The sequence below is a fragment of the Marinomonas colpomeniae genome (genome assembly GCF_014803385.1).
Lineage (GTDB): Bacteria > Pseudomonadota > Gammaproteobacteria > Pseudomonadales > Marinomonadaceae > Marinomonas > Marinomonas colpomeniae.
Map to the genome: position 1 here is coordinate 1 of NZ_JACYFC010000007.1, position 12,910 is coordinate 12,910.

The following is a 12,910-nucleotide window of genomic DNA, read 5'->3' on the forward strand; positions in this document are numbered from 1 at the left end:
CGAGGGCGTATATTAAGGATCTACAGATTTTGTGCAACCCTTTTAACGAAAAAAGACCAATTAATAGCGTTTAATTCGTAAAACAGTAACATTCGATTAATAAACGATCAAAACACCCACAAAATAGAACACTAATCAATCAAACTATTTTTTTAACCCAATAAAAAAGCTCCTAATCTTTAAATTAGAAGCTTTTTTAAGAACAATTCGCTTTATGGCAACCTATCCACCAACATAACTAAGCATTACACCAGCCGCAACAGCCGAACCAATAACTCCAGCTACATTCGGCCCCATTGCATGCATCAGAAGGAAGTTATGCTTATTAGCTTCCAAACCCACCTTGTTAGCAACCCTTGCAGCCATAGGCACAGCAGATACACCGGCAGCACCAATAAGTGGATTGATAGCATCAACCGAGAATCGATTCAGCAACTTCGCCATCAAAATACCTGTCGCCGTACCAATAGAAAAAGCAATCAAACCTAAGCTCAATATACCCAGCGTTTCTAAATTTAAGAAAGCCTCTGAACTTAACTTCGAACCAACACCTAAACCCAGAAAAACAGTCACGATATTAATTAGCGCATTTTGAGCCGTATCACTTAAGCGATCAACCACACCACACTCACGCATCAAATTACCGAAGCAAAACATACCAAGAAGAGGAGCCGCTGATGGCAAGAACATAGCCACCAAAAGAGTCACAACTACTGGAAAAACAATTTTCTCTTTTTTGCTCACAACTCTAAGCTGCACCATCTTAATCGAGCGCTCTTCTTTCGTTGTCAGCGCTCGCATAATAGGCGGCTGAATTAACGGAACAAGCGCCATGTAAGAATAAGCAGCAACGGCAATAGCACCTAATAAATCAGGCGCCAATCGGCTCGCGACAAAAATAGCGGTTGGGCCATCAGCACCACCAATAATACCGATCGCCGCAGCATCAGCTAAAGTGAAGTCCATAATACCAGAGGCACCCAACAATACAGCACCAATAACTGTTGCAAAAATACCAAATTGAGCAGCAGCACCTAACAATAAAGTCTTAGGATTGGCAAGCATAGGACCAAAATCTGTCATTGCCCCGACACCCATGAAAATAATCAACGGAAACAATCCCGTCTCAATACCGCCATGATAAATGTAATACTGCAAGCCACCAGGAGTAACCAAGTGACCCACCGAATCATAAACTGGCGCATCCATAAATCCAGCACCAGGTATATTTACCAGTACAGCACCAATACCAATTGGCAACAACAATAAAGGCTCAAAACCTTTCTTAATTGCCAAATAAACCAACAGTAAACCAACACAGATCATTACAAACTGGCCAAATTCAAGCTGATAAATACCAGTATCATGAAAGAGGTTAAGTAGTTTTTTTTCCATTTCTAAATTTTCCTAGATTATAAAGTAAGAAGAGACTGACCCACTTGCACAGAGTCGCCTTCTTTCACATTAATGGAACCAACCACACCCGATTTCGGCGCTGAAATTTCCGTTTCCATCTTCATGGCCTCCAGAATAATTACAGTATCACCCTCTTCGACTTGCTGTCCTGGCGAAACCAACACTTTAAAGATATTACCAGCAAGAGGCGATGGCACATCCTCACCCGAAGAAACTGCAGCAGGAGCAGACGAAGAAGCAGCACTAGATGCCACAGCAGATTGGATATTACCGATCTCACCACCTTCAGTAACCTGAACTACAAAATCTTGGCCAGACACAGAAACCGTATAAACATTTTCACCACCAGGCGAAGAAGCCGGAACCGCTGAAGCATCAACAACATCACTTAGTGTTGGAGCAGGCTCAAACGCACTCGCGTCACCACGATTCTGAAGATACTTGAGACCTATCTGAGGGAAAAGAGCGTACGTCAGAACATCATCAATTTGATCTGAAGCTAAGTTGATACCTTTCTCTTTAGACAGACCAACCAGCTCTTCCGTAAGTTTATCCATTTCCGGAGACAATAAATCAGCAGGCCGACATGTAATAGCCTCTGCACCATCCAATACTCGTGACTGCAGCTCTTTATTGAACTCAGCTGGCGCTGCACCATATTCACCCTTTAGAATTCCTGCCGTTTCTTTAGAGATCGATTTATATCGCTCGCCCGTAAGAACATTCAGTACAGCCTGTGTACCTACAATTTGAGACGTTGGCGTAACAAGGGGAATCAACCCTAAATCTTCACGCACTTTTGGAATTTCTTTCAATACATCATCAAACCTATCAGCAGCACCTTGCTCTCTCAACTGACTTTCCATATTAGTCAACATACCACCAGGCACTTGAGCAATCAAAATTCGAGAATCAGTACCACGTAACGATCCCTCAAACTTCGCATACTTCTTTCTTACCTCTCTAAAATAAGAAGCAATTTCTTCAAGCAAGGCCAAATCTAAACCAGTATCGCGATCAGTCCCTTGTAATGCAGCAACAACAGACTCAGTAGCACTATGCCCATACGTCATAGACATGGAAGAAATCGCCGTATCAACACGATCAACTCCCGCCTCAATTGCCTTTAAAATCGTCATATCTGACAAACCAGAAGTAGCATGAGCATGTAACTGAACTTCTAATTGAGTCTGAGCCTTTAACAACCCAACAAGCTCAAACGCATCATATGGTGTCAAAATTCCAGACATATCTTTAATCGCAATGGAATCCGCCCCCATATCTTCTAATTTCTTAGCATAGTCGACCCAGTTCTGAGTAGTATGAACACGACTCTTGGTATAAGAAATAGTACCCTGAGCATGCTTACCTTGCTGCTTTACCGCTTTAATGGCTGTTTCTAAATTACGAGGATCATTCATCGCATCAAAAATACGAAAAACATCTACCCCATTAAATGCAGCACGCTCGACAAACTTATTAACAACATCATCGGCATAATGACGATAGCCTAATAAATTCTGACCACGCAACAACATCTGTTGAGGTGTTTTTGGCATTGCCTTCTTGAGCTCTCTAATACGCTCCCAAGGATCTTCACCGATAAAACGAATACATGAGTCAAATGTTGCCCCACCCCAAGACTCAAGAGACCAGAAACCTACTTGATCAAGTTTTTCCGCAATAGGAAGCATATCGTCAATACGCATTCGCGTTGCAAATAAAGATTGATGTGCATCTCGTAAAACGACATCTGTGATGCCTAGAGGTTGCTTAATTGTTGTCATGTTTCAGCCTCAAAAATCAGGAAAATTAATAATATAAGTTTAAGTGTTTTTCTTATTTCGATGTTGATGCACTGCTGCGGAGATCACTGCCACCAATTGAGGATCTATAGCCTCTGAAGATGGAACAGCAACGACAGACTTAGGAGTTACAACAGGCACCTCTGGAAAAAAGTGATTTAACAAACGGGACATATAGCCCGTTGCAAAAATCAAGATAACTAAAAATAGGAAAACGAACCCCATTCCTAACACCATTAACCCCAAACCATCTTCAAGCAACCCATTCATAACATTAGCACCCTTGATATCGCCTTGTTTGTATCGATCGAATGTGATCAGATGCACATTCAACAGTGTTGTTTATTATTTATAGTTAGTTTTTTACCATAAACCAGAACAGTTTCATATTTTTTTTGCATAACAGTTGCGACTTATTTCGTGAACAATTCCCTAAAAGAACCCTCTCTCTTGAAAAATACAATGCCAGAAAAAAAAATTACACTTGCTGTAGCTCCAATGGAAGGCGTAATGGATCACACCATGCGCGAATTACTGTCTCAAATTGGAGGCATGGACTATCTCGTCTCAGAATTTGTCAGAGTAACTCAATACCCAATACCGAGCTCAACTTTCAAACGCCTTGTCCCAGAAAACAAGAACCAAGCCCAAACAACACAAAAACACCCAGTCCACACTCAACTTCTAGGCAGCAATGCCGAGCTAATGGCTGAAAGCGCCTACGCAGCAACAGAAGCTGGAGCAACCCATATTGATGTGAATTTTGGCTGCCCCGCAAAAAGGGTTAACGGTCATGGAGGAGGGTCTGTATTACTGCAAACACCAGATGCGCTGCATAACATAATGCACGCCATCCGAATCAGATTGCCGCAACACATTTCACTATCAGCAAAAATTCGCCTTGGTTATGAAGACGAAGAATTATTGTTTGATAATGTTTCAGCAATCGAAGATGCCGGTGTCAATAAACTTACGATACACGGCAGAACAAAAAAAGACGGCTACAAGCCACCAGCACGATGGGAAAAAATTGGGGTGATCAAAGACAGAACAAAAATGACTGTCGTCGCCAATGGAGATATTACAGACGCAGCATCATTACTTAAGTGCCATTCCATCACTGGATGTGATCATTTCATGATAGGAAGAGGGTCTCTTAATAACCCTTTTATTTTTCAAGACCTACGAACAGCCTTAAATGGGGAAACCGCTACAGATCACACAAAAGAACTTATCGAAACATTTACAAATTACACGACAAGGCTACAACAAGATTATGATGAAACAGCCACACTAGGTCGACTAAAGCAGTGGTGTGGTCACTTACGTTTTGAATTTGACTTTATACGTGAAAACTTACAAACATTAAGACGCTGCAAAAGCGTAAACGAATTAACAACGCAAATAGAAAAAATAACAAAACAGTAGAAGGTTTTTTAAAATGTACAAGGAAATAATATTTAAGGAGAGATTAATTAGAAATGGTGCACCCGAGAGGATTCGAACCTCTGACCGCTCGGTTCGTAGCCGAGTACTCTATCCAGCTGAGCTACGGGTGCTCAATACTTTGTATTCTGAAAGCATTTAAAGAGGATAGCTCTAAATACTTTTTTTGAAATGGTGCACCCGAGAGGATTCGAACCTCTGACCGCTCGGTTCGTAGCCGAGTACTCTATCCAGCTGAGCTACGGGTGCTCAATACTTTGTATTCTGAAAGCATTTAAAGAGGATAGCTCTAAATACTTTTTTTGAAATGGTGCACCCGAGAGGATTCGAACCTCTGACCGCTCGGTTCGTAGCCGAGTACTCTATCCAGCTGAGCTACGGGTGCTCAATACTTTGTATTCTGAAAGCATTTAAAGAGGATAGCTCTAAATACTTTTTTTGAAATGGTGCACCCGAGAGGATTCGAACCTCTGACCGCTCGGTTCGTAGCCGAGTACTCTATCCAGCTGAGCTACGGGTGCGTAACTGCAATTCCAGTCTTTTTCAACTCAGGAAGGATAGCTCCTGATAAGACAAACTTGAATGGCGGAGAGTTAGGGATTCGAACCCTAGATGAGTGTTAACCCATACACCCTTAGCAGGGGCGCGCCTTCAGCCACTCGGCCAACTCTCCAAACAAGTGCGGCGTAGTATATACTGCCAAAAAAACATGTAAAGACTTTTTGAGAAATTTTAATATTTTTTTTAAAAATTATTCTTCAGTAGTCTCTTCATCTTGCTCTTTTTGAATGCGAAGGTAAATTTCCTCACGGTGAACCGATACATCTTTCGGAGCATTAATACCAATACGAACTTGATTACCTTTAACACCCAGTACAGTAACGGATACTTCATCACCTACCATTAATGTTTCACCTACGCGACGAGTTAAAATTAGCATAAGATTTTTCCCTGTAATTACATTAAAAAACTATTAAAATTAAGATGAATTGCCTGACAAGATATGTAGGGCAATTCCTACAAACTGAATTGTAGCGTCTCACTAAAAATTAAACCATTCTTAATTACAGTCTTTATGTATCCAATTGTTACTCTTCCTTAACGCTCAAGTCGTCATTACCCAACTTGAATGCCGAATGTAAGGTTCGAACAGCTAATTCCATGTATTTTTCATCTATAATGACAGACACTTTAATCTCTGATGTAGAGATAAGCTGTATATTAATAGACTCAGCCGCCAACGCCCTAAACATAGTACTAGCAACACCTGCATGAGAACGCATCCCGACACCGACAATAGACACCTTGGCAATTTTCGCATCAGACAGCACATCATTAGCACTTAACTCTGCCGCAATAGCTTTCAAAGTTAACAACGCTTGATCATAGTCATTACGATGCACAGTGAAAGTAAAATCCGTTGTACCATCAACCGATATATTTTGAACGATCATATCAACTTCTATATTGGCATCACTAATAGGTCCAAGAATACGCGCAGCAATACCTGGAGTATCAGGAACACCTTTTAACGTCAATTTCGCTTCATCTCTATTGAATGCGATACCAGAAACAGCAGGTTGTTCCATATTCTTATTCCCCTCAGTTGTAATCAACGTACCTTCACCTTCAACAAAACTAGACAGTACTCGCAATGGCACCTGGTATTTCCCAGCAAACTCAACAGAACGAATTTGTAATATTTTTGAGCCTAAACTCGCCATTTCCAGCATTTCTTCAAAAGTAATTTTATCCAAACGTCGTGCACTGTCCACTACACGAGGATCCGTTGTATAAACACCATCAACGTCTGTATAAATCTGACATTCATCTGCCTTTAAAGCCGCGGCCAAAGCAACACCTGTAGTATCAGAACCACCACGACCTAATGTCGTAATATTCCCGAACTCATCAGCACCCTGAAAACCTGCTGCAACAACAACTCGACCAGCATCTAAATCAGCCTGCATACGCTCGGTATCAATTTTTTGAATTCTAGCCTTACCATGTGCACTGTCAGTCGTAATACGTATTTGCGATCCAGTATAAGAGCGAGCATCAATACCACGTTTCATTAACGCCATAGACAGAAGTGCAATAGTGACCTGCTCTCCTGTTGAAAGCAGAACATCCATCTCTCGAACATTAGGAGCCGATTGAACACCTTTTGCTAATTCAATTAGCCTATTTGTTTCACCACTCATGGCTGAAACCACAACTACAATGTCATCACCTTGCTGCTTATGCTTAAGCACTCTATCCGCAACCGCTTCAATGCGCTCAATGGTACCTACTGAAGTCCCACCGTATTTTTGAACTAACAATGCCATAACTTTTCTATTACCTACATTAGAGCTCATACTGAGCAGACAAACTTATACCCTTTCAGCAACCCAACCAGGCACCAAAGCAAGTGCGGCAGGCAAACTTTCTGGGTTATTACCACCTGCTTGAGCCATATCTGGACGGCCACCACCTTTACCATCAACTAAAGGCGCAATCATCTTAATCAAATCACCAGCCTTAACCTGCTTAGTAAGCTCTTTTGTCACACCGGCTATTAAACTAACTTTACCGTCATGAACCGACGCCAACAAAATTACAGCAGACTCAAGCTTACTTTTCAGCTCATCAAGTAAATCGCGGAGCTCTTTTGGATCTCCAACTTCGACCTGAGCAACCAATAACTTGCCACCGGTAATATCAACGGCCTGCGAAGCTAAGTCCGCACCAGCCAGAGCCGCCATCTTACCCTTCAATACATCTAACTCTTTTTGCAAACTACGCGCATGTTCATTCAACGCAGTGACTTTATCTAACACATTTTCTTTATTGCCTTTAAGCAGTCCAGCAACATCTTCTAAAATCGAATCAGTATGACGCACTGTATCAATCGCTACTGTGCCAGTTACGGCCTCTATACGACGCACACCAGCAGCCGTACCACTTTCTGTTAGTATTTTAAATAAGCCAATATCGCCTGTACGTTTAACATGAGTACCACCACACAATTCAATTGAGTAATCTGCACCCATGGTCAATACACGTACTTCGCTATCGTATTTTTCACCAAACAGGGCCATGGCACCTTTTTCTTTTGCCGTCTCGACATCCATAATTTCAGTTTCAACAGGTCTATTTAAACGAACCTGCTCATTAACCATGTCTTCAACTTGTTCAATTTCTGCTGCCGTAACACCTTCAAAGTGAGAAAAATCAAAACGTAAGCGTTCAGCATTTACTAAAGAACCTTTTTGAGTAACGTGATCCCCAAGAACTCGACGCAAAGCTTCATGCATTAGGTGTGTTGCAGAATGATTTAGCGCTGTTGCCATACGCATAGTACGATCAACTTCACCAGCAACGACATCACCAATCCTTAAAGAGCCTTCACGCAATTCACCATGATGCAAATGTGCTTTTGCTTGTTTTGTCGTATTGGACACTTTAAAAGCGCCACTACCACGCAGCCAACCCTGATCACCAATTTGACCACCAGATTCGCCATAAAAAGGTGTTGTTTTCAGGATGATTGCAGCTGTTTGACCCGCATCAATCGAATCCACAGATACACCATCAGCAATAATGGCTTCTATTTCACAGCTTCCATTAAGATTATCGTAGCCCGTAAACTCAGTAACCGAATCTAAATTAATGCTACCTGACATATCCATCGTGAAGTTACTTGCTGAACGAGCACGAGTGCGTTGCGCTTCCATTGCTTTTTCAAAGCCAGCATCATCAATTTCTAAATTATTTTCTCTTGCAACATCATTCGTCAAATCGGCAGGAAAACCATAAGTATCATAAAGTTTAAATACTGTTTCACCTGGTATGGTTTTCGCATCGCCTAAATTGGCAATAGCCTCTTCCAATATTTTGATACCTTGATCAAGCGTTTTAGCAAATTGCTCTTCTTCTTTTAATAAAATAGAGGCTATACGCTCTTTCAATTTAGTCAGCTCTGGATACGCTTCACCCATCTCAATATCAAGTGCAGTAACCAATTTATGGAAGAACACACCTTTTTGACCAAGTTTGTTACCATGACGAATTGCACGACGAATAATACGTCGTAACACATAACCGCGACCTTCATTTGAAGGAATAATACCGTCAACAATCATGAAAGAACATGAACGAATATGATCAGCGATAACGCGTAATGATTGAGAGGCCAAATCCTCTGTACCAACCGCTTTTGCCGAAGCTGCAATTAGATTTTGGAATAAATCAATTTCGTAGTTACTGTGTACACCTTGCAAAATTGCCGCAATACGCTCAAGACCCATACCCGTGTCAACAGAAGGCTTAGGCAAAGGCGCCATAGAACCGTCGGCAGAACGATTAAACTGCATGAAAACCACGTTCCATATTTCAATAAAGCGATCGCCATCTTCTTCCGGTGAACCTGGAGGGCCACCCCAAATATGCTCACCATGATCATAAAAAACTTCTGAACAAGGACCACAAGGACCTGTATCACCCATCGCCCAAAAATTATCTGACTGATAGCGAGCACCCTTGTTATCACCAATACGGATAATTTTTTCTTTTGGCACACCAATCATTTCATGCCAAAAATCAAAAGCCTCATCGTCATCTGCGTAAACAGTTACCAACAATTTTTCTTTTGGAAGTTTTAATACAACGGTTAAAAATTCCCAAGCATAAGTAATTGCTTCTTTTTTGAAGTAATCACCAAAACTAAAGTTACCTAACATTTCAAAAAAAGTATGGTGGCGAGCGGTATAACCTACATTTTCTAAGTCATTATGTTTACCACCGGCGCGCACACAACGCTGTGAACTTGTCGCTCGTGTATAAGGACGGAGATCTTCACCTAAAAAAACATCTTTAAACTGGACCATGCCAGCATTGGTGAATAGCAACGTTGGATCATTGCCTGGAATCAATGAGCTCGATTCAACAATTTGATGCTGCTTACTTTCAAAGTACGATAAAAATGATTGGCGTAACTCAGAACTCTTCATAATAGGGTGAGTCTCTATCTCTATATTTCTGGGCGAATTGGATTGCGTGAACGGTAAATTAGTCTAAACCTATTCGATGCAACGAAAAGCACAAAATAGTACACGTAAAGGATAGGTGTTTTCAAAAGAAACCGAAGGATATTTAGGCTTTTTTGTGCAAAGCTTAAACAAAGCCTCTTTTTTACACATTTAGAGGCTTTGTTTAATGTAGATCATTTCAATTCAAAATCTGTTATATAACGATAATGCGGACGAGACGTCATACGAGTAACCAATTCATAGCCTATTGTGCCTGCAAAATCCGCTACGTTTTCAACAGGCATATCGCCGCCCCATAAAATAGCGTCTTGGCCAATCTCAAGAGATTGATCTGAGTTCGTCAGCCGAACTGTAATCATATCCATGGAAACACGCCCAGCCAATTGTGCTGGGAAGCCATTTAACACTAATGGCGTACCATCTTTAGCATGACGAGGATAACCATCGCCATAACCGACAGCCACTGTAGCCAATTGATGATCACCCATCGCTTCATAAGATAAGGCATAACCCACTTTATCGCCCTTTTTTAAAGAACGTACAGAAATAACTTTTGAAGATAGAGTCATAACTGGGGCCAAGCCTAACGCCTGCCCAGTTAAACCTGCAAAAGGCGAGATACCATAAAGCATGATACCTGGTCGGATCCAACCACCTTCTGGAACAGACCATTTCATAATTGCAGCAGAATTTGCCACACTTGCCTCAATCACACCAATTTCATAACGCGCTTTTTCAAAATATGTTAATTGATTCATTGTCGTGATATCAGATAAATCATCAGCGCAAGCGAAATGAGTCATCAATAGAACCTCATCAGCTTGACCACTTTTTCTTAATGTCTCTACTAATATTGACGCTTCGTCTTTATTCACACCCAGACGGTGCATACCTGTATCTAATTTTACAAAAACTTTCTCTATTTTCGCCTTACTTGATACAAGCCAATTCAACTGCAAATCATTCTCTATCGCAGACCAAAAACCATGTTTTTCACACAATTCCCACTCGTCTGCCTCAAAAACCCCCTCAAGCAACATGATAGGAGAAACGACACCAGCTTCACGAAGTGCAATGGCTTCTTCTATGGCTGCGACAGCAAAAGCATCTGCTTCATTATCAAGATGCAGAGCTACTTTAATTGCTCCATGACCATAAGCATTACTCTTTACAACAGCGAACGCTTTACACGTTGGATGGAGTTTCTTTGCATAACGATAGTTATGTAATACCGCATTTAAGTCTATTGTTGCAGTTAAAGGCCTTGCCATTTCTAATCCTTACTTTTTATAACGTTCAACAGAAAAGTCCTGAGAATTAATCTCTGTTTTATCACCTGCTATAATATCTGCTATAACAGCCGCAGAACCACAACTCATTGTCCAACCTAGGGTTCCATGACCTGTATTCAAATACAGCCCACTAATTTCAGTCGCACCCACAACAGGGGTACCATCAGGAGTCATAGGGCGCAATCCAGTCCAATAATCGGCTTCAGTTAAATCACAACCTTGACCAAACAAATCTCCAACCACATAACGAATGGTGTCTGTTCTGGATTTAGGTAAATCTAAATTATAGCCAGTCAATTCAGCTGTACCCGCCGCACGAATGCGACCACCAAGGCGTGTTACTGCAACTTTATATGTTTCATCCATAACAGTAGAAACTGGCGCATAGGACGAGTCTGAAATAGGAACGGTTAAAGAATAACCTTTCACAGGATAGACAGGGATATCAATACCACACTCCTGAAGCAACTCCTTCGAATAGCTACCCAAACAAACAACAACCGTATCGAAGCCTTGAACACCTAACTGAGTTTCAACCCCTTTAATCTTGCTTGATTGCACATACAAAGACTTAATATCTGAATTAAATTGAAAGGCAACACCCAGCTCTTCGCACGTTTTTTTAAGAGACTGACAAAATAAATAGCAATCTCCTGTCTCATCACCAGTAAGCCTTAAGCCGCCTCTAAACTTATCAATAACGGGTCGCAGGCCCGGCTCTACTTCCACAATCTGCTCCGGGGTCAGCATTTGGTGCGGCACGCCTAAAGCTTTCAATACTTTCAGGTCTTTTTCTGCCGCTTCAACTTGACCCTCTTTTCGAAACAACTGTAAGGTACCACCTTGACCATCTTGATATTGAATACCAATGTTTTTTCTTAAGTCTATAAATTGATCACGACTGTATTCAGCCAGTGCCATCATTCTCAGTTTATTTACACTGTAAGCATCACCGGTACACTGCCCCAGCATTTTTAACATCCAACTTAATTTTTTATATTCTAACTCTGTACTTATTTTTAGAGGAGCATGCTTTTGCATTAACCACTTTACAGCCTTCAAAGGAATACCAGGCCCAGCCCATGGCGCCGAATAGCCAGGAGATATCTGACCAGCATTAGCAAAACTGGTTTCTAAAGCAACATCGGACTGACGATCAATAACCGTGACCTGACAACCTTTTTTAGCTAAATAATACGCAGAAGTAAGGCCAACAACGCCAGCACCTAAAACGCAAACATGCATAAAACGCCCCAAATAAATATAAAGTCATATCACCTATAATTACACAAGATATTTAGTTTTATATTCTTTATTTTTTATAAATTTAAGAATATAAAACCATAAAAAAGTTATTTTAAAGTTTTGTATGAATATTTATGAAATTGTTTATCATGCTGATAAAATAGCAAAGCTTACAAACAAGAAAGGATACGAAATGAAAGGGCAGTTGTTACCAATATTTGACCAAGCACTGTCACTACTTAGTTACAGAGAACACGCAAAAAAAGAACTCGAAAAAAAATTAAAGGCAAAAGGCTATGAAGAAGAAGAAATAAACAAAACCATTTTAAAACTTGAAGAGATAAACTATTTAAATGATAAACGTTTTGCAGAAATTTTTGTACGAAGTAGAGTTAGTAAGCCTCTTGGGGCAAACCGCATATTACAAGAACTTATGCAGAAAGGTATCGATAACCAGCTAGCAAAATACGCTATTGAGAACGCTGAGGCAGACTGGTTTGAACTCGCTTTACAACTTAAAGTAAGGCGATTTGGTGAAAACCTATGCACGGACTTCAAAGAAAAAGGAAAACAATCCCGTTACCTACAATACAGGGGCTTTAATTTCGATCAAATAAAATACGCGCTGTCACCACAAGATGAGCTCTAATATTAGTTAATATATTACATCAGC

The 12,910-nt window shown here is 40.8% G+C and carries 10 protein-coding genes and 5 tRNA genes; 2 read left to right on the forward strand and 13 right to left on the reverse strand.

Annotated features, from left to right (window positions below; genetic code table 11):
* Positions 1 to 222 precede the first annotated feature (222 nt).
* Genes IF202_RS15905 through IF202_RS15915 form a run of 3 tightly spaced genes read right to left on the reverse strand, consistent with a single transcriptional unit; the run spans position 223 to position 3,491 of the window.
* A complete protein-coding gene (locus IF202_RS15905; RefSeq protein ID WP_191595912.1) occupies positions 223 to 1,395 on the reverse strand; it encodes a sodium ion-translocating decarboxylase subunit beta in 1,173 nt (390 codons plus the stop codon).
* A 17-nt stretch (positions 1,396 to 1,412) separates the two neighbouring features.
* Entirely contained in the window at positions 1,413 to 3,203 is a 1,791-nt protein-coding gene (oadA, locus tag IF202_RS15910; protein ID WP_191595913.1) for a sodium-extruding oxaloacetate decarboxylase subunit alpha, read from the reverse strand.
* Between the two features lie 39 nt (positions 3,204 to 3,242).
* Complete coding sequence (locus tag IF202_RS15915; protein WP_191595914.1) at positions 3,243 to 3,491, reverse strand: OadG family protein; 249 nt, start codon at positions 3,489 to 3,491, stop codon at positions 3,243 to 3,245.
* A 192-nt stretch (positions 3,492 to 3,683) separates the two neighbouring features.
* Here IF202_RS15915 and IF202_RS15920 point away from each other — a divergent pair, with 192 nt between their 5' ends.
* Positions 3,684 to 4,649 (forward strand): tRNA dihydrouridine synthase, encoded by a 966-nt coding sequence (locus tag IF202_RS15920; RefSeq protein WP_191595915.1) that lies wholly within the window; start codon positions 3,684 to 3,686, stop codon positions 4,647 to 4,649.
* Between the two features lie 54 nt (positions 4,650 to 4,703).
* On the opposite strand, the gene IF202_RS15925 is transcribed toward IF202_RS15920, so the two are convergent.
* From IF202_RS15925 to IF202_RS15970, 10 genes are all read right to left on the reverse strand, one after another.
* Positions 4,704 to 4,780: transfer RNA gene (locus IF202_RS15925), tRNA-Arg, on the reverse strand.
* A 59-nt stretch (positions 4,781 to 4,839) separates the two neighbouring features.
* Positions 4,840 to 4,916: transfer RNA gene (locus tag IF202_RS15930), tRNA-Arg, on the reverse strand.
* Between the two features lie 59 nt (positions 4,917 to 4,975).
* Positions 4,976 to 5,052: transfer RNA gene (locus IF202_RS15935), tRNA-Arg, on the reverse strand.
* Positions 5,053 to 5,111: 59 nt separating this feature from the next.
* Positions 5,112 to 5,188, reverse strand: a tRNA-Arg gene (locus IF202_RS15940).
* Between the two features lie 62 nt (positions 5,189 to 5,250).
* Positions 5,251 to 5,340, reverse strand: a tRNA-Ser gene (locus tag IF202_RS15945).
* Between the two features lie 78 nt (positions 5,341 to 5,418).
* The gene (gene csrA / locus IF202_RS15950; protein WP_191595916.1) at positions 5,419 to 5,607 is read right to left on the reverse strand and encodes a carbon storage regulator CsrA; all 189 of its coding nucleotides are present in this window, start codon (positions 5,605 to 5,607) and stop codon (positions 5,419 to 5,421) included.
* A gap of 148 nt (positions 5,608 to 5,755) precedes the next feature.
* Positions 5,756 to 6,997 carry an aspartate kinase gene (locus IF202_RS15955; protein WP_191595917.1) on the reverse strand — a complete coding sequence of 414 codons (1,242 nt, stop codon included), beginning with the start codon at positions 6,995 to 6,997 and terminating at the stop codon, positions 5,756 to 5,758.
* Positions 6,998 to 7,042: 45 nt separating this feature from the next.
* The gene (gene alaS / locus IF202_RS15960; RefSeq protein ID WP_191595918.1) at positions 7,043 to 9,661 is read right to left on the reverse strand and encodes an alanine--tRNA ligase; all 2,619 of its coding nucleotides are present in this window, start codon (positions 9,659 to 9,661) and stop codon (positions 7,043 to 7,045) included.
* 212 nt (positions 9,662 to 9,873) lie between these two features.
* A complete protein-coding gene (gene alr / locus IF202_RS15965; RefSeq protein WP_191595919.1) occupies positions 9,874 to 10,971 on the reverse strand; it encodes an alanine racemase in 1,098 nt (365 codons plus the stop codon).
* A gap of 9 nt (positions 10,972 to 10,980) precedes the next feature.
* Positions 10,981 to 12,237, reverse strand: coding sequence for a D-amino acid dehydrogenase (locus IF202_RS15970; protein WP_191595920.1), 1,257 nt, complete (start codon positions 12,235 to 12,237; stop codon positions 10,981 to 10,983).
* Positions 12,238 to 12,361: 124 nt separating this feature from the next.
* Here IF202_RS15970 and IF202_RS15975 point away from each other — a divergent pair, with 124 nt between their 5' ends.
* Positions 12,362 to 12,886 (forward strand): regulatory protein RecX, encoded by a 525-nt coding sequence (locus tag IF202_RS15975; RefSeq protein ID WP_235963586.1) that lies wholly within the window; start codon positions 12,362 to 12,364, stop codon positions 12,884 to 12,886.
* Positions 12,887 to 12,910 lie beyond the last annotated feature (24 nt).